Origin of the sequence: Nocardia brasiliensis, assembly GCF_011801125.1 — a bacterium.
Taxonomy (GTDB): Bacteria; Actinomycetota; Actinomycetes; order Mycobacteriales; family Mycobacteriaceae; genus Nocardia; species Nocardia brasiliensis_C.
On the sequence record NZ_CP046171.1, the window covers coordinates 6,189,901 to 6,213,667 of the forward strand.

Here is a 23,767-nt window from a genome sequence, read left to right on the forward strand (position 1 = left end):
GCTCAGGCGCGATCGGCCCGCTTGCGCAGGGCGATCGTGGCCGCCAGCAGCGGCACGACCACCGCGATCATCAGCACCGGCGAGAGCCAGGCCATGGTCGGGATCGGCAGCTGGTAGGCGAGCACCGCGCGGATCGCGGCCTCGGCCACCAGACCGGCGCCCCACAGCACGGCCAGGGTGGCGAACATCCGGCGCTTGGCGGCGTTGTCGCGGTAGACCTGTTCGAGTGCGGCCACGCGTGCCGGACCACCGGCGACAGCGGCCTTGCGCGCCGCGAGATAGGTCAGCGGCTTGCCGACCACGGCGCTGATCAGAAAGGCGAGACCGACCAGCAGCGTGCCCACGGAATCCTTCACGATCATCATCCTCGGGTCACCGCTGATCAGTGACGTGACGAGACCGAAAGCGAACACGCCCAACAGGATTGCGGGGAACACCTCCAGCTTGCGGTGCCGGATCGCCTCGGTGAGCAGCATCGCCCCGGACAGCACGGTGCCGGCGAGCAGCCCGGCGAAATCGCTGTAGCCCAGCGCGTGCAGCAAGAAGTAGGCGCCGACCGGAACGGCGATATCGCGGGCGATCGGCGCGAGCAGGCGCGCGTGGCTGATCGGCGCGGCGGCGCCGGTGGGCTCGGTGATTTCGGTGGTCTCGGTGGTGATGGTCATCGGAGTGCTCCTCGGCGGCGTATTCGGCGGTGCGCTACGTGAATTGACGCTACGGACGCCGGGGAGCCGACAGATCTGTCAACCATCACGACTGTGCCATGACAGATGTCATGGGCGGTGCGCTATGCCCACAGTGCGGCGACGACGGTCTGATAGTCGCACGGTCCGAGCGAGGGCCGTCCAGTCGCCAGCAGCCACCGCTCGACCGCGCGGTCGGCATCGGTGCGATAGGTGCGATCGCCGCCGCGCTCGATCTCGATCACGCCGCGGTGCACCCGCAGGGTTTCCGCTTCCGACAGCTGAGCGATGAAACCCTGGTATTCGCTGTCGTTTTCGCCGGGACCAGCGGCCGCCCGCGGTGCCGCGGCGATCAGGCCGTGCAGCTGCGCCTCGTCGCCGGAGGACAGCCGCCACCGGGGATTCGGCCGGTCGGAACGGAGATCGAGTTCGACCCGGATCATGCGCACACCCTCGCTGCCAACGCGCCACGACGGGCGGCGGTGACCGCCTGCCCGAGCGGGGTCCGGCATCACTCGCCCCTCGGCGGGCGCTCGAATGCGCTGATGGTAGCTCTGTTTCGGGGCCGCGGCCACCGGGTGGGACGGGCCGCTCCGGACACGCCGCCGCCACCCCGGTACGCGCGTGCCAACCGGCTTCACCTGGTGTAGGCCGGGTCAGCCGCCGAAGACGTTGCAGCCGTAGCCCAGATGCACGCCGTGGCCGACACGCACGTCCACGCTCGCGACGATCTGGTCGTCGGGTGCCTGCACCGCGCTGATCGTGTGCGGGCCCTCCGTCGCGGGCACCCAGTCGGTCAGCGCGGTGCCGCCGGACGGGCGCACCGCCGCGAACGGCACGCCGTTGTCGTAGAAGACCACGGGCTGCGACACGTCGGTCACCGCCGCGCGCGCCGTGTAGGTGCACCCGGTCCCGTAGTTGGTCGCCAGCCCGAAATTGATCCCCGGGTACATCGCGACCCGCGTCACCGTCGCCCCCGCCACCGGCGCTGCCCCCAACACCGCCGCCATCCCGAACACTCCCGCCACAACACCGATTCGCATCCGCATCCCGAGGGTCCTATCCGTCCTGATTACCGGTCCGCGACCCCGGCCGACGCAGCCACGCACCCGGGGCAACTCCCCTAGATCCTCACCCCGACCCCGCCTCGCGCGTGCCCGAACCGCCGAACTCGTGGCCGGACCTGGTCAGGACTTACTGGAAGTACGGGTCGCACCCGCCGAGGCGGCCACCACGCAGATGATGCCCAGCCACTGCGGAATGTTCATGACCTGACCGAGCAGGACCAGCCCCGCCAGCGCGGCCACCGCCGGCTCCAGGCTCATCAGCACGCCGAACACCCGGGGCGGAATCCGCCGCAGCGCTTCCAGTTCCACCGAGTACGGCAGCACCGACGACAGCATCGCCACCAGGAAACCCACCACCAGCACCTTGGGGTCGAGCAGCGCGCTGCCCGCCTCGACGATGCCGATCGGCGCGATCAGCAGCCCGCCGAAGGCCATCGCGATCGCGAGGCCGCCACCGCCGGTGGTCTGTTCGCCCAGTGCCGCGCTCAACAGGATGTAGCCCGCCCAGAGCACGCCGGCAGCCAGCGCCAGCAGTACACCCACCCATTCGACGTCCCCGTCGGCCTGGGTCAGCAGCAGCACACCGCCGCCCGCCAGCACCGCCCACACCGGGTCGATCCAGCGGCGCGACCCGGCCAGCGCGACGGCCAGCGGCCCGAGGAATTCGATCGTCACCGCCATCCCGAGCGGAATCCGATCCATCGCCTCGTAGATGGACAGGTTCATCAACGCGAGCACCGCGCCGTAGGCGAGCGCCACCGGCACCGCGCGCCAGCCGATGCGCAGCGCCGAACGCCAGAACAGCACAAGCACGATCCCGGCGAAGGCCAGCCGCACGCCCGCGGCGCCCGCCGCGCCGGTGGCCGCGAACAACTGCTTGGCCAGCGCCGCGCCCACCTGCACGCTGACGATCCCCGCCAGCACCAACGCCGTGGGCGGCACGCCGCCCAGTCCCCGCTCCGCGACGCCCCGCCACACGGTCCAGGCTCGTCCCTCGCGAATCGGCCGTTCGACGTCGATCGCTACCACGCAACTCTCCCATCACAGATCAATGTGCCGCGGCGCCGTTCGCTCAGCGGAACACATCTCTACGACAAGGAGAATCCGGTTTTTACTCCCCCACGCACGAATGTGCTCTCGCCGCGGGCACTGTCCCCGCGGCGAGAGCACACCGATCCGTGCGGCTACTTGCGGCCGAGCGCGGACTCCAGCTGCGACTTGGTCATCTTGGAGCGGCCCTTGATGTTGCGCTGTCGGGCCTCGTTGTAGAGCTGATCGCGGGTCGGTCCCTTGGGGCCTTTACGCCCGGACCGCTGCCCGCCGCGGCTCTGCGGTGACTTGTCCTTGATCGAGGAGCGGCTCGCGGTCTCGGATTCACCGGACTGCGCACGGTTCTTGTTCACCGTGCGCGCCGCGATCTCCTTGGCCCGTTCGGTGCTCGCGCCACGGTCGCGCGCCGAGTCCTTGATGTGCTCGTACTGACGCTCGCGCTTATCACTCCATTGCTTCGGCATGTCACACCTCCTGCGCACCGAGTACCCCCGCAGCACTGCGCAAACATGCCCGGCCGTGGCCCTTCCGCCCTGGGTGAACATCGCGCTGTCCGGCGGCGCGAGGTGCGAGACTCGACGGTATGGCAGCACAAGAGGATGGTGTCGTAGTCGATCTCGCCGCGCGCCGCCGCGCCGAACCTCGCAGCGAGCGCGTCGAAGCGCCCGCGAGCACCCCGCTGCTGCGGGCCGTCTACGGCGAGGTGCTGCGCGACGAGCGACTCGACCAGGATCGAACGCTGGCCGAGGTCGCGACCGAAGTCGGCATGTCCAAGCAATACCTGTCCGAGATCGAGCGCGGACGCAAAGAACCGTCCTCGGAAATGCTGCACTCGATCTGCGGGGCCCTCGGCCTGCCCATCGAATCCCTGCTGTTCCGCGGCGCCCGCCGCCTCGGCGCTATCCGCCGACTGCACCCACGCAAAATCTCCGAAACCCGCGTCCAAATGCTCGCCCTGGTCGCCTGACCCCACGAAACCAGTTCGGAGAGCGGTCTTTTACCGAGAAGGCGGCGCCGACGGGACAGTACCGTCGGCGCCGCCTTCTGGCTCCGGTCAGCGGTCCCGGGTGACGATCAGTTCGTCGGCCAGGCCGTAGGCCACCGCGTCCTCGGCGGTGAAGACCCGATCGCGGGCGGTGTCCTTGCGCAGCTGTTCGACGGGCTGGCCGGAGTGTTTGCTCAAGATCTCCTCGGTCTGCGCGCGCAGCCGCATGACCTCTGCCGCCTGCAGGGCCAGGTCGGAGATGGTGCCCTGGCCCTGGGCGGACGGTTGATGCAGCAGGACCCGCGAGTGCGCGAGCACATATCGCCTGCCGGGGGCGCCCGCGGCCAGCAGCACCGCCGCCCCCGCCACCGCCTGCCCCATGCAGTAGGTCTCGATCGGGGTGCGCATGAACTGCATGGTGTCGTAGATCGCGAGCACCGCGGTGTTCGAACCGCCCGGCGAGTTGATGTACAAGCCAATCTCGCGGTCCGGCGACTCCGACTCCAGGTGCAGCAGTTGCGCCATCACCACATTGGCGACGCCGTCGTCGATCTCGGTGCCCAGGAAGATAATTCGGTCGTTGAGCAACCTGCTGAACACGTCGAAGGACCGCTCGCCGCTCGGCGTCCGCTCGATGACGTGCGGAATGGTGTACTGCGACATGGCTACAACCCCGCTCGATGTCCGTTGGTGAATGGTGCGATCTCGTGGAAGTTTCCGGCGATCCGATCGACGATCCCGTACTCGCGCGCCTGCTCCGGAGTGAACCAGCGGTCCCTGTCGCTGTCCTCCCTGATCTCCTCGAGCGTGTGACCGGTCTCCGCCGCGAGAATCTGCTCGGATTGCAGCTTCATGTATTCGAGGTTCTCCGCCTGGATCGCGATATCCATTGCGGTGCCGCCGATCCCGGCCGAAGGCTGGTGCATCATGATCCGGCTGTGCGGCAAGCTGATTCGCTTGCCGTGCGTGCCGGAGGCGAGCAGCACCTGCCCCATGCTCGCGGCGAATCCGACCGCGACGGTGATCACGTCGTTGGGGATCAGCTTCATGGTGTCGTAGATGGCGAGCCCGGCCAGCACCGACCCGCCCGGCGAGTTGATGTAGACGACGATGTCGCGTTCGGCGTTCTCGGTGGACAGCAACACCAGCTCGGTGCAGGCCCGCTCGGCCATCGCGTCATCGACCTCGCCGGTGAGCAAGATCGTCCGATGGCGGAACAATCTGTCGGCTAATTGGCCTCGATAGTCCAGGTGCGATGTTTCGATCATGACTCAGGTGTAGTCGCGCCGGCGGCCCCATCGGCGCTGTGTCTGCCAACAGCAGACACACCCGGATATAGTGCGCGAATGCAGGACGGCACGACATTGCGGCAGGCCAGAGCCGAGGACACGGCGGCGATCGCGGAGATCTGGTACGAGGGCTGGCAAGTCGCGCACCTGGGCAACGTGCCCGACGAACTACGCCACGCCCGCACCCGCGCCTCCTTCGATACCCGTGCGGCACAACGTCTCTCGCAAACCACCGTCGCGCTCGTCGACGACGGGATCGCCGGGTTCGTCATGGTGGTCGACGACGAGATCGAACAGGTCTACGTCGCCGCCCGCCACCGCGGCACCGGCCTGGCCACCCACCTGCTCGCCGCCGCCGAACAGCACGTCCACGCCAACGGCCACCCCGAAGCCTGGCTCGCCGTCGTCCCCGGCAACACCCGCGCCCGCCGCTTCTACGAAACCCACGGCTGGACCGACAAAGGCCTGTTCACCCACCACGCCCCTGGCCCAACCACCCCCATCCCAGTCCCCGCCCACCGCTACGTGAAGACCGTCGGCCCATAACCGAGCACAGCCAATTCCTGGATCAGCGCGCAGGTGGCCAGATCACGAGCAGCCCGCCTGCGGTCTTTGCCCTTGGCCAGGTTGCGCACGAGGTCGAGGCAGCGGGGGCTGTGTTCGGTTCAGTCTGCTGAAGGGACCGGACTGTTGCGGTTTGTCTCGATCGGGTGGGGGTTGTGCAGGAGCAGGTCGTCGGTGGCGATCATGCTACCGAGCAAGGACAGGGTGCGCTCGGAGTCCGAACCCGGCTGGGCGTGGTAGGCGATGAGCATTTGGCCCGGTGCGCCGTTCACCGTGAAAGTCTCGTAGGCCAGGGTCATTTCGCCGACCAGCGGATGGGCGAAGCGTTTGCTGCCCGCGATTTTCGCGCGGATGTCGTGCCTGGCCCAGAGCGTGCGGAATTCCTCGCTCTTGAGCGACAATTCGCCGACGAGATCGGTCAACCGCGGGTCGTTCAGATCGGTACCGACATTGGCCCGCAGGCTCGCCACCGTCTCCGCGGCGTGCTGCGCCCAATCCGGGTAGATCCGGCGCGCCTCCAGATCTAGAAACATCATCCGGACCTGATTGACACCGGGCACCGAACATGGATTGACCGCTGCGGCAAGCGGATTCGCGATCAACACGTCGAGATACCGGCCGAGCACCAAGGCGGGCGTGTTGGGCCACTGCGACATCAGGCTCGCGAGCCCGGGGCTCACCCGTTCCGCGCGCTGCGGCGCTCGCCGCCGGCGCACCACCGGCCTGGCCAGATCCCGCAGATGCGCGGTGGCCTCCTCGTCGAGGGCGAACACCCGCGCCAGCGCCGCCACCACCTGCTCGGAGGGATGCTTGTCGCGTCCTTGCTCGAGCCGCACGTAGTAGTCGGCGCTCACCCCGGCCAGCAGCGCGACTTCCTCGCGCCGCAACCCGGACACCCGGCGCTGACCCCCACCCGACATACCGAAATCCTCCGGGCGCACCAACTCCCGCCGCGCCCGCAGAAAGGCGCCCAGTCGATTATCGGAATCCATATTTCGAGCGTAGCCGGGCACCCGCGACCCCGGGTGGCCCCCGCACTACCAGGAAGTCCTTCCCCTGGCACGGCGTCGTGACCAGCACAAATCTTGTGGTCATGACAAACAACCTCACCGGCCGCATCGCGGTCGTCACCGGCGCGTCCAGCGGCATCGGCGCCGCCACCGCACAACGGCTCGCGGCCGACGGAGCGAAGATCGCCCTGCTCGGGCGGCGCAAGAACCGGCTCGAAGAACTGGCCGCACAGATCAACGGCGAAGTACTCGCGATAGCCACCGATGTCACCGACCAGCAGTCGATACGGGACGCCGCGGCGACCGTGCGGGCCGGCTTCGGCCCGGTCGATCTGGTGGTCGCCAACGCGGGCGTGATGCTCGCCGCGCCGTTCGAGGCCGCGGCCACCGACGAGTGGGATCAGATGGTGGGCACGAACATCAACGGATTGCTCTACACCGGAAGGGCTTTCATCGACGACCTGCTCGCGGCGGCGGCCGCGGGCGGCCGGGCCGATCTGGTCCTGGTCGGTTCGATCGGCGGGCACCAGGTGTTCCCGAACTACGGCGTGTACACCGCCACCAAGGCGGCGGTCGCGCACCTGACCCGCAATCTGCGCGCCGAGTTCGGACCGCGCGGTGTACGGGTGAAGAACATCGAACCGGGACTGGTGCGCACCGAACTGGGCGACGGCATGCGCGACATTGATCAGAAGGCCGGGCTCGCACAGTGGCGCGACGGGTTGGAAACCCTTGTGGCCGAGGACATCGCGGATGCGATCGGCTACGCGGTCGCGGCGCCCAAGCGGGTGAACGTGGCCGAGATGATCGTGGTCCCGACCGAGCAAGGCTGACAAGCGAAGGCCCGCTGACGTTTTCACACGTCAGCGGGCCCGCCGTCACGAATACCGAACCGCTACTTCTCGATTCCCTCGAAGTCGAACAGCCCGTTCCAGGCCAGCTCGGCCTTCTTCACGTTCTCGGAGCGGCCGGCGGCGGCCTGGTAGTCGAACATCGGAATGTCGGCCATGTCCTTGAACAACAGCGCCTGCGCCTGCGCGACGATCTTGTAGGACTCCTCCTGCGTCGGCGCGGCGAGCGCATCGTTGAGCAGCTTGTCGAACTCCGGGTTGTTGTAGTCGACATTGTTGGTGTCGGAGAAGCTGTAGTACATCGCGCTGAGGAACTGCAGCATCGTCGGGTAGTCACCCTGCCAGCCGTACCGGAACGCCTTGTTGATCGTCTTGGCGTTGACCAGGTCTCGGATGGTCTTGAACGTCGGGTACGGGGCGCCGATGGCCTCGATGCCGAGGGTGTTCTTGATGCTGTTCGCCGTGGCCTCGACCCAGCCCTGGTGCCCGCCGTCGGAGTTGTAGGCGATCTCGTAGCGACCCGACCACGGGGAGATGGCATCGGCCTGCGCCCAGAGCTTCTTGGCCTCCTCCGGGTTGTACTTCAGCACCTCGGAGCCGGGCAGATCGGCCTGGAAGCCCGGCAGCGTGCTCGCGGTGAAGTCCCGCGCCGGAATCCTGGTGCCGTGGAAGATGTTCTGCGAGATCTGTTCCCGGTTGATCGCCATCGACAGCGCCTTGCGCCGCAGCACCCCTTCCGCACCGCCGAAGTGCGGCACCGTGGTCTGGATTCCGATGCTGGCCTTGTACGCGATCGGCTTGGTGATCGCGCGATCGCCGAGGTCCTGCTCGTAGCTGGCCATCGCGCTGTCGGGGATCACGTCGAGGGTGTCGAGGTTGCCCGCCTGCAGGTCCGCGTACGCGGTGTCGAACGACTGGTACATCACGAAACGCAGGCCCTTGTTCTTGGCCGGGCGACCGCCCTTGTACTCCGGATTGGGCACCAGGTCGATCTGCACGTTGTGCTGCCACGCGGAGTCGCCGGCGAACTTGTACGGACCGTTGCCGATCGGGTGCTCACCGAAGGCCTTCATGTCCTTGAACGCCACCTCGGGCAGCGGATAGAACGGCGCGTAGCCGAGCTCGGTCTCGAAGTCGATGGACGGCGCCTCGAGCTCGACGGTGAAGGTGCGGTCGTCGATCACCTGCAAGCCGGACATCGTCTTGACCGTCGGGTTCTCCGCCGACACGTCCTTGAAGCCCTTGATCGGGTTGAACACGTAGCTCTGCAGCTGTGCGTTGGTGCTGAGCGCGCCGTAGTTCCAGGCGTCGACGTAGGACTTCGCGGTGACCGGGGTGCCGTCGCTGAACTTCCAGTCCGGCTTCAGGGTGATCTTGTAGTTCTTCCGGTCGGTCGTCTCGATCTTCTCCGCGACCTCGTTGTGCGCCTTGCCGTCGGCGTCGTAGTACTTCAACCCGGCCCACAGCCGGTCGACGACGCGCCCGCCCATGTTCTCGTTGGTGTTGGTGGGCACCAGCGGGTTCTGCGGCTCTCCGCCGTTGGTGGTCACGATGCTCGTGTCCCCACCCCCGTCCGAGGAACATGCGGTCAGCCCGAGGCTTGTGGCCATCAGTGCCGCCGCGAGCAGCGCACCAGCTCTTGTGAATCTCACGCGTTCTCCCGATTCATAACAGGCCATTGAGACACACCCGAGCACAACGGAACCTCCCCGTGCCCGACCTCGACAACCTTGGAATGTCCTCGGACACTAAACCTTCCACGCCGGATTGTCATGGGATCTACCCATGATCGGACGGCGCCGGGCCACGCGCGCCTGGTCGCGTCGGTTCACGCACGGCTCTCGATGCTCTCCTTCACCTTGGCGATGGCGAACCCCCACGCCTGATCCAGCGTCGGCTTCGGCGGCACCGAGATCTCGTCGGGATTGGTGATCACGTCGAGCAGCACCGGCCGACGCTCGCCCAGCGCCTCCGCGATCGCCCCGTCGAGTTCGTCGGGGTCGGTCACCCGGCGCGAGCGCAGCCCCATCGCCGCCGCGACGGCGGCGATATCCGGGTTGTCCAGCACGGTGCCGAATTCGGGCAGACCACCCTCCTCCTGCTCGAGCTTCACCATGCCGAGCCTGCCGTTGTCGAACACGACCGCCGTGAACGGAAGGTCGTAGGTGACCGCCGTGCGCAGATCGCCGAGCAGCATCAGCAGCCCGCCGTCACCGCAGAAGGCGACCACCTGCCGGTCACGATCGAGAATCTGCGCGCCGAGCGCCTGCGGCATCGCGTTGGCCATGGACCCGAAATTGAACGAACCGAGCAGCCGGCGCGAGCCGCGCATGGTGAGAAAACGCGACAGCCATACCGTCGACATACCGGTGTCCGAGGTGAAGATCGCGTCGTCGGCGGCGTGCCGGTCCACCGCGGCGGCCACCGCCTCCGGCCGGATCAGCTCGTCCGGATTGTCCAGGTGACGGCGGATCCGCCCGAGGAACTTGCGATCGTGCTTCGGCTCGGCCAGCCGCAGTTGGCGCTCGCTCCAATCCTGATAGTGCGACCGCGCCTTCGTCAGATGCTTGTCCGACTTCCCGGCGTCCAGCTTCGGAAGCAGCTCGCGCAACGCCGGGCCCGCGTGGCCGACCATCGCCACGTCGACCGCGGTACGGCGGCCGATATGTTCCAGGCGCGAGTCGAGCTGGATGACCGTCTTGCCGGTGGGGTACCAGTCGCGATAGGGGAAGTCGGTACCGACCAGGAACAGCACGTCACAGTCCTCGAGCGCCGCGTTGGCGGCCGGATTGCCGATCAAACCGGTCTGCCCGACGGCGTACGGATTGTCGTGTTCGAGCCCCTCTTTCGCCTTGATCGTCAGCACCATCGGCGCGCTGAGCTTCGCCGCCAGTTCCAGCGTCTCGGCCCGCGCCTGCCTGGCTCCGATCCCGACCAGCAGGGTCACCTTCTCCGCCTTGTTCAGCGTCTCGGCGGCCTGACGCAGCTCGTCGGGGCCGGGAACAACCGTGCGATCGCGGGCGACGAAGCGCGGGCGCGCGTCGGGATCGGCGAGCTTCATTGCGCCGACATCGCCCGGAATCGTCAGCACCGCGACGCCCTGACGCGAGACGGCGGCGTTCACGGCCTGCTCGAGCAGCCGTGGCATCTGTTCCGCGGTGGTGACCGTCGCGGTGAACTCCGCGACATCGGCGAAGACGGAGTCGTTGTCCACCTCTTGGAAATACTCACTGCCGATCTCCGCGGTGGGCACCTGGCCACAGATCGCCAGCACCGGCGCGTGCGACTTCTTCGCGTCGTAGAGCCCACCGAGCAGGTGGATCGAGCCGGGGCCGACCGTGCCCATGCATACGCCGATGGTCCCGGTCAGCTGGGCCTGCGCACCGGCGGCGTAGGCGGCGACCTCCTCGTGCCGCACCCCGACCCACTCCACCCGATCGTCGCGCCGGATCGCGTCGGTGATCGGGTTGAGCGCGTCACCGACGACGCCCCAGACCTGGGTGACGCCCTCCGCTGCCAACGCGCTGACAATCATTTCCGCGATCGTGGTCATTCCTCGGCTCCTCTGCGATCGGTTGTCCTTTGCGGCGTCTGTACCTCGTCTTTTCGCGGGCATACCCGGCTACCGGCACACCATGCCCAGTAGCGAGGTGCACCACATGCCGTTTGCGCCGTGCCCCGCCGGGTAGCCGGAACGCATGGGTGACTCCGGTCCACGGACGGAGTCACTGTCTGTCTCCGTCGACGTCGTGCCCAGCGCGATCGGGCCGACCTCGGCCGTGCGCACGCGGAAAAGGAGTTCCCATGGTTGCCGAACAGCTCATCGACTCAGCCGCCCGCGGCACCCCGGTGAGCGCGTGGTCCGCATGGCGGCAGCGCCATCACGAACTCTCCCTCGTTGGCTGGCAGCACCTGGTGGTGGTGGCCCCGCATCCCGATGACGAGGTGCTCGGCGGCGGCGGGCTGATCGCGCTGGCACGCGCGCAAGGCCTACCGGTCACGGTGGTCACGGTCACCGACGGCGAGGGCTCCCACCCCGGCTCACCCACCTATTCGCCTGCCGCGCTCGCGGACCTGCGCGCACGGGAATCCCGGCGCGCGGCAGCGGAATTGGGCGTCGACGCACCGATTCAACTGGGTGTCGAGGACGGCAAAGTGGCCGATGCGGAGGCGGCGGTGACCGACGCGATCACCGGTGTCCTGGCCGAATGCGGACGCTCGGGTGTGTGGTGCGCGACCACCTGGCGCCACGACGGACACCCCGACCACGAGGCGGTCGGTCGCGCCGCGGCGGCGGCCTGCGCGGGGTCGGCCACTCGGCTGCTCGAATTCCCGATCTGGATGTGGCACTGGGCGACTCCCGAACATCCCGTGGTGCCGAGCAGCCGCGCGCGCACCCTGACCCTGACCGATCCGGCGGTCGATGCCAAACTGCGGGCCATCGCGCAGTTCCACAGCCAGATCCTGCCGATCTCGCAGCATCCCGCCGATCAGGCCGTGCTGCCGCCGCACGCGCTCGACCGGTTCACCGGTACCACCGAAACATTCTTCGTCTGAACGGGATCACGTCGTCGGCATGAGCCGCCGCATGAAGTAGGTGTATTGCAGCGCGATCATCCGCGCCTGCTCATCGATGGTGGTGCCCGCGCCGTGGCCGCCCTGTGTCGCCTCGTAGAACAGGTACGGATTACCGAGTTCGCCGAGCCGAGCGGCGAATTTGCGGGCATGCTGCGGACCGACCCGGTCGTCCTTGGTGGTGGTCCAGATGAACGGCTCGGGATAGCGGACCCCGGCCCGCAATTGCCCGTAGGGCGAGATGGATTCGAGGAAGGCGCGCTGTTCGGGATCGGCGACGCTGCCGTATTCGCCGACCCAGGACGCGCCCGCCGCGATCTGCTCGTAACGCACCATGTCGAGCAGCGGCACCTGAATGCCGACCGCCTGCCACATCTGCGGGTGCTGGGTGAGCTCGACGCCCATCAGCAGCCCGCCGTTCGAACCACCGAGGATGCCGAGATGTGCTGGCGCGGTGATGTTCCTGGCGATCAGATCCTCGCCGACGGCGGCGAAATCGTCGAACGCGCGCTGCCGGTGGGTCGTCAGCGCGGCCTCGTGCCAGGCAGGTCCGAACTCGCCGCCACCACGAATGTTCGCCACCACGAACGCCCCGCCCCGCTCGAGCCACAGGCGGCCGAGAACACCGTCGTAGGTGGGCGTTTGGGAGAGCTCGAAGCCGCCGTAGCCGTACATGATCGTGGGCGTGCTGCCGTCGAGCCGCTGCCCGGCGCTGTGCACGATGAAGTACGGCACCTGGGTGCCGTCGGGCGAGACGGCCTTGTGCTGGTCGACCACATACCGCGACGAATCGAACCGGGGCGGTGTGGATTTCACCGGCTGCGCCTGCCCGGTCACGGTATCGAGCCGCCACACCGCGGTCGGCTCGAGGAACGAGGTCACCGACAGATACGCGGTGCGGCCCTTCGCGTCCGCGTCCACCGCGGCGACGGCGGCGTTGTCCGGCAGCGGAATCGGCGCCGCGGACCACGAACCGTCCGGCTGCGGGGTGTACACGGCGGCCCGGCCGCGCACATCGTTCAGCGAGGTGACGACCAATCGGTCACGGGTGGCCAGCACGCCCTCGGCGGTCTCCGTCGGACCCGGGACATAGACCGGCGTTGCGTGCAACCGCCGCGGATCCCGCATCACCTCGTCGGCCTTCAGCGAGACCAGAGTTCCCGCCCGGAATGTCGCGCCCTCGGTGGTCCAGTCCTGCCGCACGGTCAGCACGATCCGATCGCCGACCAGCCCGGCCAGGTCCGACTTCGGCGGCAGTGCGAGAGCGGCCGTGCCCGATCCGGTGAGCAGCGTGTAGCTGCGTTCGAAGAACGAGGGCGTGCGTTGAACGACGTTGACCCTGCGGCCGTTTCCGTCACTCAGCAGCAGCGGCGTGGTCGCCAAACCGTCCGCCTTGTCGCCGCGCACGATCTCCACCGCGTCCGCGAGCGGGCGGCCGCGGGTCACCTTCTTGACGATGTACGGATAACCCGACGTGGTCATCTCGCCCGGCTGCCATTCCCGCGACACGAGCAGGGTGTCCTCGCCCGACCACGCGACATTCTGTTTGCCGCGCGGCAGCACGAACCCGTCGGGGACGAATTGCCCGGTGGTCACGTCGAATTCGCGGATCGTGATCGCGTCCTCGCCGCCTTCGGACAGGCTGATCAAACAGCGCTTCCCGGTCACCGACTCGCAGTCGGCGCCCTTCCAGACCCAGTTCTTGCCCTCCGCCGCCGACAGGGCGTCCAGGTCGAGCAGCGTGGCCCACCGCGGTTGCGGCGACTCGTAATCGGCGACCGAGGTGACGCGCCAGATGCCGCGCGTGTGCTCGGGGTCCTGCCAGAAGTTGACGATCCGTCCGTCGACGAGCCGCGGCATCGGGAGACGGTCCGGGGCGTTGCCGAGTTCCTTTGCGGTGGCGAGGTTCTCGGCATAGCGCGGATCCTTTTCGAGCACCCCGAGCGTCTTCTCGTTCTCCGCGGCGACCCAGGCCCGCACCCGCGGACTGTCCAGCTCCTCCAGCCACTGGAACGGATCGTCCGGCGCCGCGTCCCGCCCGCCGCACGCCGCGACGGTCACCACCGTGCACACCGCCGCCGCGATCCGGACCATGCCTCGCACGCCTACACCACTCATGCTGCTCCTCGCGGAATCACACGTTGCTGCACCGACCGAGCTACCCCCGGCACCCTACCCGAGGCATGCGCGGGCCAGACCGAACCGAATCCCCATCCCGACAACGCTGAAGCCCCGCGAGTGGCGCTCCGACATTCCCGGCCCGCCAACGCGGGCCGGTCCGAGTCGGCTACGCCAGGGCGAAGCGGAGCAGTGCCTGCTTGTCCCCCTGCTTGATCTTGCCCTTGCGGTTGAGCACTTCCAGCTGCCAGTTCGAGCCGTTGCGGAAGGCGCGCGCAACGGCGTTGGCGTTGTCGGCGCCGAGCAGCGACGGCCAGATGTCGGCGACCTGCTGGCTGCTGCCGCCGCTCGCGTCATACACCTTGAAGCTGATGTTGTTGGCTTTTTCGAAGGAGCTGCCCTTCTTGAAAGCGGCGGCGACGAACACGATCGCGTCGATACCGCCCGGCACGTCCGCGAAGGTCACGTGCACCGTCTCGTCGTCGCCGCTCGCTGCGCCGGTCTGTTCGTCTCCGGTGTGCAGCACCGAGCCGTTGCCGAGCGGGTCGAGCGAGTCGAGTCCGGCGAAACGGACCGGCTCGCTGCCCTGCATCAGGATGGCGATCAGGTCGAGGTCGACGCCGCGCTTGCGCCGCGCCCAGCCCAGTGCGCCGCCGCTGGTACCGCCCGAGGGATCCCAGCTCACCCCGACACTCAGCTTGGTGACGCCGGCGAGATCCGCGGCGCCGTCTTCTTTCTTGAGCGTGATCATAGGCTTCAGACTAGCGGCGGTTTCGTAAAGCCAAGGGGACGAACAACTCTCGTCTCGGCAGTTGGCAGCGCAACGAAACCGATTGATACCCTTCAGCTCTCAATTGCCGCCGGGCTCTGGTGTACGGTTCGAGCGGACACAGGGGGCGCGGCCCATCGAACATGGCGACAGACTCCCTCGACGACGCGGAGTCGCGTAGTTGCCGACCGCGCACCAGGACTCAGGTCAGGAATTGCAGCGCGGAGGGCTCGCCCCGGTGCAGGGCGTCGGCATGGGCGGCGACGTTGAGTCCGTCGCTGAGGGTGGCGCCCGCGTCCAACTTCGCGACCAGCCTGGCCTCGGCCTCCTTGACCGACGCGGCGGCGTCGAGCAACGCCTCGATGCGATCCGGCGCGACCACGATGACGCCCTCCTCGTCGGCCAGGATCAGATCACCCGGCACCACCGGAACACCGCCGCACGTCACCGGAAGTCGCAGCTCGCCGAGTTCGGTTGTGCTGCCTGCCATCGGAGTGACGAAGCGGCTGTATATCGGCAGTGGGCAGGATCGGACATAGGCGATGTCGCGATACCCGCCGTCGACCACGATGCCGCCGAGTTGCCGCACGAGCGCGCCCCTGGCGAACAGCTCACCGGCGAACGCGATCTCGCTGCCGCCGCCGTCGACCACGATCACATCACCGGGTGCCGCCGCCTCGATCGCGCGTAGCACGGCGAAGAAGTCCCCGGTGCACCGAACAGTGAACGCGGGGCCGAAGATCCGCACACCGCCCGAGCGGAGCCGAATCGCGCTGTCCATCACTCGCGTCGATTTGTCGGCATCGCACAGCGCGGTGGTATCGACCGCGCGAAACTTCTCGACAAGCTGGTCGGCCGGCATCGGTTCCGCCCCTTCGAGGATAGGAAAACGCAATTGCCCCGACTTTACTCCGGGCCGCGGTGCCGCTACGGAAATCCCAGTGGGTCTTGGATATTGAAGGTGTAGACCTCGCCGAGATACCAGAACAAGGCCGCCGTGGTCGGCTCCGCCTCGTCGATCACGCAGAACTCGAGCCCGGTGAGCAGGATGGATCGCCGCTCGGCCAGGCATTGCACCGGACCCCGCGATTGGTCGTACAGGCCCGCGACCGCGAACCGCTGCCCCGACACCGCAATTGTCTTGGGCCCGTTCCACAACCAATCCGGCCTGCCGAAAACGTACCAGTAGCAGCCGAACACAAAAGTGGCGAGCACAAAGAGGGTGGCCAGCAATCCTCGGGCCATGTTTGCCATCTCGCACCTTTCCCCGGGCCATGGTTTCGCGCAAACAGCTGGTTCGAGACGACGCCGGGAGATCATACGACGGGCACCCGCGCGATCCGCGCCGCCGAGCGCACGCCCGCATGTCGGGCCGCGACACCGCGGCGGCGGGTCCGGTCAGGCCGGCGGGAACGCGCGCAGGACCGCGTCGACCAAGGCGTCGGCGAAGGCCGCGTCGAGCGGGCCCGAGCGCATCAACCAGCGCTGGGTGATCGGTGCGTACAGCAGCTCGAGGATCAAGTCGAGATCGGCGTCCGCGGGCAACTGCCCGGCCTGCTGCGCGCTGCGCAGCCGCGCCAGCTTCGCCGCCTTGATCGGCCGCTCCATCCGTTCCCGGTAGGTCTGCGCCAGTTCCGGGTCGTTGATGATCTCGATGTTGAGCGCGCGGATCGGCGCCTCGAACGCCGGGTCGCCGAACTCGGCGACCGTGGCGCGCAACACCGTTCGCAGATCCGCTGCCAGATCACCGGTGTCGGGCAGCGCGATGTCCCCGTCCGCGCCCGCACTCAACGCGGCCAGCGCGTCGAAGACCACCGCGCCTTTCGACGGCCACCACCGGTAGATCGTCTGCTTCCCCACACCGGCCCGCGCCGCGATCGCCTCGATCGACAACTTCCCGTACCCGACCTCCGAGATCAGCTCGTACGTCGCGGTCAAGATCGCCCTGCGCGACCGCTCACTGCGCCGAGCCGGATCCGGCCCACTGCCTCCTGCCATCCTCAGACCATACAACGAAACGAGACGGTCCGTCTTGATCTAGGTGCTCAGGTCAGGGATTGCATCGCGGTGTGGAGACGGTCGAGGGCGGTGGCGATCCAGGGCAGCGCGGTCGGGTCGGTGCTGGCCAGGGCTTCTCGGCGTTGGTCGGGGGTGCTGCCGTAGAGCAGGCTGGTCGCGGCACGGAAGCGCAAGGCGGTGGGAGTGTCGCCGAAATGCGCACCGGCCAGAACCCCGATGCCGAACTCATCGAGCAGCAGATCCGCCAGGGCGACGCCGGTCTCGATGCCGCGCCGCGACAGCCCGGGGCGCAGGGGCTCCAGGTCCGGGTAGAGGTAGAAGCCCGCTTCGGGTGCACGGCAAGCGATTCCAGACTTGGTGAATACCGTGTGTGCCGCGGTAGCGACGGCCGCGTGCAGTCGTCGGCTGGCAGCGATGCGTTCGGTCACTGCCGGGGGCGCTTCGAAGACGTACGTCGCCGCCGCCTGCATGGGTCCGGAAAGGCAGGACCAGACTTCGCTGCCCAGACCGCTGATCCGTTGCGCCAGTTGCGCTCCGGCGCTACCGGGTGGCGTCCGGAGCCAGCCGATGCGCCAGCCGCCGAGGGCCATCGATTTGCTCAGCCCGCCCGTCACGATCGTGCGCTGCGGCAGCAGCAGTGCCGGACTGCACAGTGCCGCAGGCTCATACGCGAGATCACGATAGATCTCGTCGCAGATGATCGTCAGCCCGTGCCGGTCGGCGATATCGCAGACCCGCTTCAGCACGGCCGCGCCCGCGACGGTGCCGGTGGGATTGTCCGGCACGGTCAGGATGAGTATGCGCGGATCGGTACCCGCCGTGCGTGCGGTCGCCAGCGCGGCCTCGAGCAGGTCCGGGTCGGGCACACCACCCACCTCAGGCGGAATCGGCACCCCGATGACGCGCTTGCCGATCACCCCGATCTGGGCCGGATAGCTCACCCACGACGGAACAGGCAGCACGACATCGCCGGGCAGCACCGCGATCGCGGCGAACAGCAGGGCTTTACTTCCCGGCGCGAGCAGGACCTGCTCGGGGCTCGTCGGCAGCCCACCACGCGAGAGATATCCCGCGGCCGCCACCCGCGCGGGGGCGGTGCCCGCCACCGGGGTGTACGAGTTCGCCATCGCGCCATCGGCAAGCGCCGCAGCGACTTCCGGCAGCACCGGCAGCCCGGCCTCGCCGAACCCGAGGTGCAGGATGTCCTCGCCCGCCGCGCGCCGGGCATTGATCTTCTCGTTCAGGGCGAGCGTGGCCGAGGGTGGCACTACGGCGTCCATCAGGCCTCCGCGATCGGCAGTCGGTATTCCCGGCGCACGCTGGTACCGAGCTTGCCGATGTGCGCGCCATAGATGTGGATCGAAATCACCGTCGTGGCACCGGCATTGCGCACCAGATGGATATCCCCCGGCGGTGCGAAGCCGCACGCGGTGCCCGCGGGGTTGATCACGTCGGCCGCCACCACCAGGCGGGCGTCCGGGCCAGCGCCGCGCAGCTCATAGCGCCGTTCCGTCTCGGTGCCCTCGTAAACGCCTGCGACACACCACGCTACGTGGTCGTGAATGGGTGTCTGCTGCCCCGGGCGCCAGACGATGGCCACCACCGAGAAGCTGCCGTCGTCCTCGGTGTGCACGAGGTGCTGGCGATACCGCTGCGGGTCGCCTTCGCGGTACTGGTCGGGCAAGAGATCCGGCTGCCGCAGGAAGGGCTCGAGCCGATCGGCGACGAGCCGGGCCGCCTCGGCGGGCGGACGTTCGAGCCGCACGACTTCCCTTATCGCGCAGACGAGATCGGCGAGCTGTGGCGTGCTTGGTGCCGCTGTGCTGGTCGTCATACCGACCAGGATGCGGGCCGCGACCGCAGCGGTCTACTTAGACAATGTTGCCGATACCCAAGGATCGCTTATAGATGGAATACGCCTGCACACAACAATTTTCACGTCAAACTCATCGCGTTCGCGGCACACTGGATGGCCTCCATCATGAGCCGGGTCACCGGGATCCGCTGATGCCCGGACAGCGTGTACGCCGCCACCGTCCGGGAATCGGCGGGTATCACAGGACGGCTCACCACCTTCGGGTGCCGGATGAACGACTGCACCATGCTCGGCATCACCGCCACCCCGGTCCCCTCGGCCACCAAGCTCTGTACCGCCAGATTGTCGTCGGTGGTGAAGTCGATGTGCGGCTCGAAACCGGCGGTCGCGCACGACTCGATGAAATGGCTCCGGCAGCGCACACATCCCGCGATCCAGCGTTCATCGGCGAGTTGCGCCAGCTCGACGGTGCGCCGCCGAGCCAGCGCGTGCCCGCGCGGCAGCAGCACGATCAGCGGGTCGTCGAGCAGCGAAACCTTGTACAGGTCAGCGGAATCCGGCTGTTCACCCGCGTCGTAGGTGAAGGCGAGGGTGATATCGCAGTCGCCGCGACGCAACGCCTCCACCGATTCGGGCGGCTCCGCGTCGAACAGCTCGATCCGGATACCGGGGTGCCGCGCTTTGATCGAGGCCACCGCCGACGGGACGAGCGTCGCGCACGCGCTCGGGAACGCGCACACCCGGACCCGTCCCGACTTCAACCGGGTGATCGCCGTCATCTGCTGCTGCGCCGCCGAGATGGTGCCGAGAATGCCCGCCGCGTGCCTGGCCAGGATCTCGCCCGCGTCCGTCAACCGCAACCCTCGGCCCACCCGCACGAACAGCGGCGTGCCCACCGACCGCTCGAGCGCCTTCATCTGCTGGCTGATCGCGGGCTGCGTGTACCCGAGATGCCGCGCCGCCGCCGCGAAGGAACCGGTCCGTACGACCTCGTCGAAAACCCGAATGTGCCGTGAGTCGAACATGGCCAAGAATAAGCACCGCTTTGACCGCCACAGCAATTCATGCAGGCCCGCGGTCGGTCAGGGTGCTTCGGGGGCGATCCGGTGGCACAACCAGGCGAGGGATAGGGGGTAGCGGTAGTCGATGCCGCCGTGCCCGGCGTCGAACAGCTCGAACTCTATGATGCCGGCGGGGACGTAAGCGGCGAGCAGCGCGGCACGGAACGCTTCGGCGCCGATGTCGAGGAACCACTCGTCCCTGGTGCCGCCGTCGATCCAGATCCCGCGCAAACCACGCAGGGCCTCAGCGTATTTCGGGACTATGCGGACCGGATCCCAATCGAGCCAACGCTGCCAGGCCGCGTCGTCCAGCACTCCGGTCACCGGGTCGAACGGCAGCTCCACCGTGCCGTCCTCGCGCGCGGAGAAACATGCCGCCACACCCAGCAGGCCGAGCAGATCCTGATCCTCCGGCTTGGTGAAGGCCACGCGCGAGCGGAAGTCGTCCCACCACCGGTGGATGTCCCCGTCGCGCTGGAAGGGGATTGATATGCGAATCTGCTACTCGTCGTAACGATCCGCGGCAGCAGGGGTAGACGATCAGACCGAGGACCGAGATAGGCGGTCCATCAGCTATGCATCAACATCGACTAGGCGTGCCAGCGGTCATTCACCGAACAAGCGGACTGGTACAAGCTCCGCGAGATCGCTTGGGTCTCGGTGCTTGTCGTACTCGCGCAGCAGAGCTATGTACCGAGGCTTATCGAGCGCCCAGTCGTACTGCTCCAGCACGTCACCGTCCTGCGCAGCGAAAAATACGAGGTCGGCGAGCAGACGAGTAGTACGGCCATTTCCATCTGTGAAGGGGTGGATCCTGACCGTTTCAGCGTGCGCCGCGATACCGAGCTGACGCGGCGTCCAATCATTCGTGTGCTGCCAACGGTAACGGATGGTCTCCAGTGAGGCGTGGAGCTCAACAGCGATCTGCTCAGGCGCGACGCCGATGTTCAACTCACGCATCCGGAACTTCCCCGCCCACGTCCAAATATCTCCATAAAGTCGACTGTGGAGTTCGCGCAGAAAATAGCCGCTCAACAACTCATCCAGAGTCAACGTGGCACCGAACACTGCGGTCAGCAGGGCCACGCTGGCTTGTTCCTGTACGGCCTGCTCGAGGTCATAGATGGCGGCCTTACTTACCGGCTCTCCGAGCAACTCCCGGATGTCAGGAAGCAGCGCGTCTGCCTCGTCGTGGGTGATCGGTGTCTCGCCATAGCCCGGCGTCAGGGACATCAGACCCGCGATCGACGCTTCATCAGGAAGCTCTCGACCCGCGCTGACCGTGTATAGCCAGTGGGCACGACCCGGTTCTCGAGCCGCGCAGAGGCCTTGGTCGACTGGACAACGACCCGCTTGACGACCTCTTGGGATACCGAACGACGCTTCACGACTCACCCCTTATCCATTCCGCGTTCTGCACTTCGATGCTACCGGCCGAAGGCCGAACTGAGCATCCTGCCGCATTAGTTCGACACTGAAACGAGCGAGGCCCATGCCTTGTTGGCATGGGCCTCGTGCTGTGGAGCTGCCGGGAATCGAACCCGGGTCCTCCGCCGCGTCTCCAGGGCTTCTCCGTGTGCAGTTCGCTGTGTCTCTACTTGGATCTCTGAGTCTCGCGAACTAGCTCAGATGACGATCCCAGTCGCTGTTGGATTTTCCGTCCGGGTCCGCGACCGGCTCGGACGGTAAGTCCCTCTAGCTGATGCCAGTACCCGGGTCGAGGGACGAACCCGGACTGACAGAGACGACCTACTGCTTAGGCAGCGAGGGCGTACTCGCGCTGATTGGAATCGGCGCTTAATTGGTTGCAATGACGCTTACGGTGGTCTCTTGCCTGCACCGACACGCTTCCCCTAGATCTACGTACGCAGTCGAAACCGTTCAGCCCCGTACGTCCCGGCACCTTGCCGGGCTGTTCATATTAACACCGGCCGATGCCGGGTTCTTCCCATTATTTCACCGCATGCCCTTGACCCGGCGCCCGAGCTCGCGGGTGACCTCGCGCTCCGCGGTGCGTCGGGCCAGGTCTTGGCGCTTGTCGTAGTCCTGCTTGCCCTTGGCGAGGGCCAGCTCGACCTTCACCTTGCCGTCGGAGAAGTACATCGACAGCGGGACCAGCGTCTGGTTGCCCTCCCGCGACTTGCCGACGAGGCGATCGATCTCGCGCTTGTGCAGCAACAGCTTGCGGACCCGGCGCGGGGAGTGGTTGGTCCAGGTGCCGTGGCTGAATTCCGGGATGTGCAGTCCGCGCAACCACACCTCGCCGTTGTCGACCGTCGCGAACGCGTCCACCAGCGAGGCCTTGCCCTCACGCAGGCTTTTGACCTCGGTACCCACCAGCGCGATCCCGGCCTCGTAGACGTCCAGGATCGTGTAGTTGTGCCGCGCCCGGCGGTTGGTCGCGATGACCTTGCGCCCCTGTTCCTTCATAACGCTCAACCTTAAGTGACGCGGCAACCCGATTATTCCCAGGTTGTGGCGTGGCGCTCAGCGATCAGCCGCCGGGACGCAACAGCACCCAGACGGTGAGCAGGGCGATGAAGGCGAGCACGAGCAGCACGGTGGAGATCCGTGGCCTGCCCGGCCGGGGCAGCGGTCGGCGGCCCAACCACACGCTTTCCACGCTGGGATCGATGCCGCGGCTGACGATCGGCGGCGCATCGGGGGGCTCGGTGCTCGGGGAGCTGTCGGCCGCGTCGTCGTCGGGGCCATCACCGCTAGCCATAGCGAGCACGGTAACCCGAACGACGGTGATACGCCCCGATTACCGGGTGTGGCAACAGAGTTGATACTCAGGCCAGACGTCGGGCGAAGGCCTCTGTCGCCGCCGAGGTGGCCACGTCGACGGTGAACACCCGCAGGTCCGTGCGGCTTTCGTCGAGGTCGAGCACCATGAAGCCGAGCTGGTGATAGTTCTCGAACAGCGCGGCGTTGGCACCGTGCGGCGTGAGCGCGGGTTCGGCGGAGACGGTCTTGGCGGCCGCGCCGGACACGATCTGGCGGGTGCCCTTGGATCCGATCGTCGGCTCCAGCACCTGCAGCGAATGGTCGTGGCCGGACAGCAGGTATTGGCAGCGGCCGAGCACATGATCTTCGAAGAAGCGTTTGACGTGGACGCCGTTGATCGGCTCGATCGGCAGGTTCTCGTAGTTGCCCGCGTTACCGTGCGGTCCGTTGTTGAGGTACGGGTGATGGGTGCAGGCGATCTTCCAGGTGGCCGTCGATTCGGTGAGTGCTTGGTCCAGCCAGGCGCTCTGCTCGTTCATGAACTGACCATCGGCCGCCCAGTACGGCGCGAAGATCGGTGGCACGTAGGCGGCGATCGGATTGAGGTCGAGCACGAAGAACTCGACGACCGGATTCTCGTGCGGCACCCGCACCGAGTAGTACCGGCTCGGCATCCACCAGCGCGGCGAGTTCGCGTGGTACTCGACCTCGTAGTTGCCGCGCAGCAGCCAGCCACCGTCGCCGGGCAGCGCCGAGCTGTTGTCGTGATTGCCGAGCACCATCAACCACGGAAAATCCAGGCCGGTATTCGGGTTCTCGAACTTGTCCGCGAACTGGGGGTCGGCGCCGTTGTTCGGACCGGCCTCGTAGATGTTGTCGCCGAGGCCGAGTGCCAGCGAGAACGGCTCACGCCGGTGGAACTCCCGCATCGCGTCGGCGACCGCCCACTGACCGCGCGCACCGGTGCCCGCGTCACCGGTCACCAGCACCCGCACCTTGCGCTCGGTCGGGAAGTCGAACTTGGTGACGCCGGGCGCCACCGGCACCGCCTGGGCAGGCGAGAGACCGACCAGCGACGCCCCCGCCGCGATGCCCGCAGCCCCGGCGAGAAAGTCCCGCCGACCAAAGTTGTTGTCAGGCATCTGAAATCCTCCACGATCCGGTGTCCCGCCCGGCAACCATC

27 protein-coding genes and 1 other RNA gene are annotated in these 23,767 nt (G+C 67.4%); 4 read left to right on the forward strand and 24 right to left on the reverse strand.

Annotated elements, in window-relative coordinates; all coding sequences use genetic code 11:
• Positions 1–2: 2 nt before the first annotated feature.
• The 5 genes from F5X71_RS28055 to F5X71_RS28075 all read right to left on the reverse strand — a co-directional run bounded on the left by F5X71_RS28055 (position 3) and on the right by F5X71_RS28075 (position 3,264).
• Complete coding sequence (locus F5X71_RS28055) at positions 3–665, reverse strand: VC0807 family protein (protein WP_167464710.1); 663 nt, start codon at positions 663–665, stop codon at positions 3–5.
• Between the two features lie 122 nt (positions 666–787).
• The gene (locus tag F5X71_RS28060) at positions 788–1,126 is read right to left on the reverse strand and encodes a hypothetical protein (RefSeq protein ID WP_167464711.1); all 339 of its coding nucleotides are present in this window, start codon (positions 1,124–1,126) and stop codon (positions 788–790) included.
• Between the two features lie 213 nt (positions 1,127–1,339).
• A complete protein-coding gene (locus F5X71_RS28065; protein ID WP_167464712.1) occupies positions 1,340–1,732 on the reverse strand; it encodes a hypothetical protein in 393 nt (130 codons plus the stop codon).
• A gap of 138 nt (positions 1,733–1,870) precedes the next feature.
• On the reverse strand, positions 1,871–2,779 hold the full coding sequence (locus tag F5X71_RS28070) for an EamA family transporter (RefSeq protein WP_167464713.1): 909 nt from the start codon (positions 2,777–2,779) through the stop codon (positions 1,871–1,873).
• 155 nt (positions 2,780–2,934) lie between these two features.
• Entirely contained in the window at positions 2,935–3,264 is a 330-nt protein-coding gene (locus F5X71_RS28075) for a plasmid stabilization protein (protein ID WP_167464714.1), read from the reverse strand.
• 119 nt (positions 3,265–3,383) lie between these two features.
• Here F5X71_RS28075 and F5X71_RS28080 point away from each other — a divergent pair, with 119 nt between their 5' ends.
• On the forward strand, positions 3,384–3,767 hold the full coding sequence (locus F5X71_RS28080; protein ID WP_167464715.1) for a helix-turn-helix domain-containing protein: 384 nt from the start codon (positions 3,384–3,386) through the stop codon (positions 3,765–3,767).
• Positions 3,768–3,854: 87 nt separating this feature from the next.
• Here the strand turns inward: F5X71_RS28080 and F5X71_RS28085 are convergent, their stop codons facing one another.
• Both F5X71_RS28085 and F5X71_RS28090 read right to left on the reverse strand, forming a co-directional pair.
• Entirely contained in the window at positions 3,855–4,448 is a 594-nt protein-coding gene (locus F5X71_RS28085) for an ATP-dependent Clp protease proteolytic subunit (protein ID WP_167464716.1), read from the reverse strand.
• A gap of 2 nt (positions 4,449–4,450) precedes the next feature.
• On the reverse strand, positions 4,451–5,053 hold the full coding sequence (locus F5X71_RS28090) for a ClpP family protease (protein WP_167464717.1): 603 nt from the start codon (positions 5,051–5,053) through the stop codon (positions 4,451–4,453).
• 78 nt (positions 5,054–5,131) lie between these two features.
• Here F5X71_RS28090 and F5X71_RS28095 point away from each other — a divergent pair, with 78 nt between their 5' ends.
• Positions 5,132–5,620, forward strand: a complete 489-nt coding sequence (locus F5X71_RS28095; protein WP_167464718.1) for a GNAT family N-acetyltransferase — start codon at positions 5,132–5,134, stop codon at positions 5,618–5,620.
• A 119-nt stretch (positions 5,621–5,739) separates the two neighbouring features.
• Here F5X71_RS28095 and F5X71_RS28100 read toward each other — a convergent pair whose 3' ends face one another.
• Positions 5,740–6,630 (reverse strand): helix-turn-helix transcriptional regulator, encoded by an 891-nt coding sequence (locus tag F5X71_RS28100; protein WP_167464719.1) that lies wholly within the window; start codon positions 6,628–6,630, stop codon positions 5,740–5,742.
• 101 nt (positions 6,631–6,731) lie between these two features.
• Here F5X71_RS28100 and F5X71_RS28105 point away from each other — a divergent pair, with 101 nt between their 5' ends.
• Positions 6,732–7,481, forward strand: a complete 750-nt coding sequence (locus F5X71_RS28105; RefSeq protein ID WP_167464720.1) for an SDR family oxidoreductase — start codon at positions 6,732–6,734, stop codon at positions 7,479–7,481.
• Positions 7,482–7,543: 62 nt separating this feature from the next.
• Here F5X71_RS28105 and F5X71_RS28110 read toward each other — a convergent pair whose 3' ends face one another.
• Together F5X71_RS28110 and F5X71_RS28115 are read right to left on the reverse strand one after the other, a co-directional pair.
• A complete protein-coding gene (locus tag F5X71_RS28110; protein WP_167466799.1) occupies positions 7,544–9,109 on the reverse strand; it encodes a peptide ABC transporter substrate-binding protein in 1,566 nt (521 codons plus the stop codon).
• A gap of 218 nt (positions 9,110–9,327) precedes the next feature.
• A complete protein-coding gene (locus F5X71_RS28115) occupies positions 9,328–11,052 on the reverse strand; it encodes a thiamine pyrophosphate-dependent enzyme (protein ID WP_167464721.1) in 1,725 nt (574 codons plus the stop codon).
• A gap of 251 nt (positions 11,053–11,303) precedes the next feature.
• Here F5X71_RS28115 and F5X71_RS28120 point away from each other — a divergent pair, with 251 nt between their 5' ends.
• Positions 11,304–12,056 (forward strand): PIG-L deacetylase family protein, encoded by a 753-nt coding sequence (locus F5X71_RS28120; RefSeq protein WP_167464722.1) that lies wholly within the window; start codon positions 11,304–11,306, stop codon positions 12,054–12,056.
• A gap of 6 nt (positions 12,057–12,062) precedes the next feature.
• On the opposite strand, the gene F5X71_RS28125 is transcribed toward F5X71_RS28120, so the two are convergent.
• From F5X71_RS28125 to F5X71_RS28190, 14 genes are all read right to left on the reverse strand, one after another.
• Positions 12,063–14,192: a prolyl oligopeptidase family serine peptidase gene (locus F5X71_RS28125; protein ID WP_238815515.1), complete on the reverse strand. Its 2,130-nt coding sequence runs from the start codon at positions 14,190–14,192 to the stop codon at positions 12,063–12,065.
• 169 nt (positions 14,193–14,361) lie between these two features.
• On the reverse strand, positions 14,362–14,943 hold the full coding sequence (locus F5X71_RS28130; RefSeq protein ID WP_167464723.1) for a TerD family protein: 582 nt from the start codon (positions 14,941–14,943) through the stop codon (positions 14,362–14,364).
• Between the two features lie 220 nt (positions 14,944–15,163).
• Positions 15,164–15,823, reverse strand: coding sequence for an RraA family protein (locus F5X71_RS28135; protein WP_167464724.1), 660 nt, complete (start codon positions 15,821–15,823; stop codon positions 15,164–15,166).
• A gap of 65 nt (positions 15,824–15,888) precedes the next feature.
• The gene (locus F5X71_RS28140) at positions 15,889–16,215 is read right to left on the reverse strand and encodes a hypothetical protein (RefSeq protein WP_167464725.1); all 327 of its coding nucleotides are present in this window, start codon (positions 16,213–16,215) and stop codon (positions 15,889–15,891) included.
• A 144-nt stretch (positions 16,216–16,359) separates the two neighbouring features.
• The gene (locus tag F5X71_RS28145) at positions 16,360–16,959 is read right to left on the reverse strand and encodes a TetR/AcrR family transcriptional regulator (protein WP_167464726.1); all 600 of its coding nucleotides are present in this window, start codon (positions 16,957–16,959) and stop codon (positions 16,360–16,362) included.
• Between the two features lie 47 nt (positions 16,960–17,006).
• Entirely contained in the window at positions 17,007–18,260 is a 1,254-nt protein-coding gene (locus tag F5X71_RS28150) for a pyridoxal phosphate-dependent aminotransferase (RefSeq protein WP_167464727.1), read from the reverse strand.
• The gene (locus tag F5X71_RS28155) at positions 18,260–18,814 is read right to left on the reverse strand and encodes a cysteine dioxygenase family protein (protein WP_167464728.1); all 555 of its coding nucleotides are present in this window, start codon (positions 18,812–18,814) and stop codon (positions 18,260–18,262) included. The genes F5X71_RS28150 and F5X71_RS28155 overlap by 1 nt, the downstream gene beginning before the upstream one ends.
• A 101-nt stretch (positions 18,815–18,915) precedes the next feature.
• Complete coding sequence (locus F5X71_RS28160; RefSeq protein WP_167464729.1) at positions 18,916–19,821, reverse strand: LysR family transcriptional regulator; 906 nt, start codon at positions 19,819–19,821, stop codon at positions 18,916–18,918.
• 57 nt (positions 19,822–19,878) lie between these two features.
• Positions 19,879–20,286 (reverse strand): hypothetical protein, encoded by a 408-nt coding sequence (locus F5X71_RS28165; RefSeq protein ID WP_203218227.1) that lies wholly within the window; start codon positions 20,284–20,286, stop codon positions 19,879–19,881.
• A gap of 177 nt (positions 20,287–20,463) precedes the next feature.
• Positions 20,464–21,090, reverse strand: coding sequence for a Fic family protein (locus F5X71_RS28170; RefSeq protein WP_167464730.1), 627 nt, complete (start codon positions 21,088–21,090; stop codon positions 20,464–20,466).
• Between the two features lie 284 nt (positions 21,091–21,374).
• Positions 21,375–21,746, reverse strand: a transfer-messenger RNA (tmRNA) gene (gene ssrA, locus F5X71_RS28175).
• Between the two features lie 67 nt (positions 21,747–21,813).
• Positions 21,814–22,287: an SsrA-binding protein SmpB gene (smpB, locus tag F5X71_RS28180; RefSeq protein WP_167464731.1), complete on the reverse strand. Its 474-nt coding sequence runs from the start codon at positions 22,285–22,287 to the stop codon at positions 21,814–21,816.
• Between the two features lie 64 nt (positions 22,288–22,351).
• On the reverse strand, positions 22,352–22,582 hold the full coding sequence (locus F5X71_RS28185) for a hypothetical protein (RefSeq protein ID WP_167464732.1): 231 nt from the start codon (positions 22,580–22,582) through the stop codon (positions 22,352–22,354).
• A 67-nt stretch (positions 22,583–22,649) separates the two neighbouring features.
• Complete coding sequence (locus tag F5X71_RS28190; RefSeq protein WP_167464733.1) at positions 22,650–23,726, reverse strand: metallophosphoesterase; 1,077 nt, start codon at positions 23,724–23,726, stop codon at positions 22,650–22,652.
• Between the last annotated feature and the right edge of the window lie 41 nt (positions 23,727–23,767).

Excerpts from the sequence above, each read along its gene's own strand:
- F5X71_RS28085 (WP_167464716.1), bottom strand. The coding sequence starts at position 4,448 with ATGTCGCAGTACACCATTCCGCACGTCATCGAGCGGACGCCGAGCGGC.
- F5X71_RS28125 (WP_238815515.1), bottom strand. The coding sequence starts at position 14,192 with ATGAGTGGTGTAGGCGTGCGAGGCATGGTCCGGATCGCGGCGGCGGTG.
- F5X71_RS28090 (WP_167464717.1), bottom strand. The coding sequence starts at position 5,053 with ATGATCGAAACATCGCACCTGGACTATCGAGGCCAATTAGCCGACAGA.
- F5X71_RS28055 (WP_167464710.1), bottom strand. The coding sequence starts at position 665 with ATGACCATCACCACCGAGACCACCGAAATCACCGAGCCCACCGGCGCC.
- F5X71_RS28190 (WP_167464733.1), bottom strand. The coding sequence starts at position 23,726 with ATGCCTGACAACAACTTTGGTCGGCGGGACTTTCTCGCCGGGGCTGCG.
- F5X71_RS28155 (WP_167464728.1), bottom strand. The coding sequence starts at position 18,814 with ATGACGACCAGCACAGCGGCACCAAGCACGCCACAGCTCGCCGATCTC.
- F5X71_RS28135 (WP_167464724.1), bottom strand. The coding sequence starts at position 15,823 with ATGCCGGCCGACCAGCTTGTCGAGAAGTTTCGCGCGGTCGATACCACC.
- F5X71_RS28100 (WP_167464719.1), bottom strand. The coding sequence starts at position 6,630 with ATGGATTCCGATAATCGACTGGGCGCCTTTCTGCGGGCGCGGCGGGAG.
- F5X71_RS28130 (WP_167464723.1), bottom strand. The coding sequence starts at position 14,943 with ATGATCACGCTCAAGAAAGAAGACGGCGCCGCGGATCTCGCCGGCGTC.
- F5X71_RS28060 (WP_167464711.1), bottom strand. The coding sequence starts at position 1,126 with ATGATCCGGGTCGAACTCGATCTCCGTTCCGACCGGCCGAATCCCCGG.
- F5X71_RS28160 (WP_167464729.1), bottom strand. The coding sequence starts at position 19,821 with ATGTTCGACTCACGGCACATTCGGGTTTTCGACGAGGTCGTACGGACC.
- F5X71_RS28110 (WP_167466799.1), bottom strand. The coding sequence starts at position 9,109 with ATGGCCACAAGCCTCGGGCTGACCGCATGTTCCTCGGACGGGGGTGGG.
- F5X71_RS28120 (WP_167464722.1), top strand. The coding sequence starts at position 11,304 with ATGGTTGCCGAACAGCTCATCGACTCAGCCGCCCGCGGCACCCCGGTG.
- F5X71_RS28080 (WP_167464715.1), top strand. The coding sequence starts at position 3,384 with ATGGCAGCACAAGAGGATGGTGTCGTAGTCGATCTCGCCGCGCGCCGC.
- F5X71_RS28105 (WP_167464720.1), top strand. The coding sequence starts at position 6,732 with ATGACAAACAACCTCACCGGCCGCATCGCGGTCGTCACCGGCGCGTCC.
- F5X71_RS28140 (WP_167464725.1), bottom strand. The coding sequence starts at position 16,215 with ATGGCAAACATGGCCCGAGGATTGCTGGCCACCCTCTTTGTGCTCGCC.
- F5X71_RS28170 (WP_167464730.1), bottom strand. The coding sequence starts at position 21,090 with ATGTCCCTGACGCCGGGCTATGGCGAGACACCGATCACCCACGACGAG.
- F5X71_RS28145 (WP_167464726.1), bottom strand. The coding sequence starts at position 16,959 with ATGGCAGGAGGCAGTGGGCCGGATCCGGCTCGGCGCAGTGAGCGGTCG.
- F5X71_RS28150 (WP_167464727.1), bottom strand. The coding sequence starts at position 18,260 with ATGGACGCCGTAGTGCCACCCTCGGCCACGCTCGCCCTGAACGAGAAG.
- F5X71_RS28185 (WP_167464732.1), bottom strand. The coding sequence starts at position 22,582 with ATGGCTAGCGGTGATGGCCCCGACGACGACGCGGCCGACAGCTCCCCG.
- F5X71_RS28065 (WP_167464712.1), bottom strand. The coding sequence starts at position 1,732 with ATGCGGATGCGAATCGGTGTTGTGGCGGGAGTGTTCGGGATGGCGGCG.
- smpB (WP_167464731.1), bottom strand. The coding sequence starts at position 22,287 with ATGAAGGAACAGGGGCGCAAGGTCATCGCGACCAACCGCCGGGCGCGG.
- F5X71_RS28075 (WP_167464714.1), bottom strand. The coding sequence starts at position 3,264 with ATGCCGAAGCAATGGAGTGATAAGCGCGAGCGTCAGTACGAGCACATC.
- F5X71_RS28115 (WP_167464721.1), bottom strand. The coding sequence starts at position 11,052 with ATGACCACGATCGCGGAAATGATTGTCAGCGCGTTGGCAGCGGAGGGC.
- F5X71_RS28095 (WP_167464718.1), top strand. The coding sequence starts at position 5,132 with ATGCAGGACGGCACGACATTGCGGCAGGCCAGAGCCGAGGACACGGCG.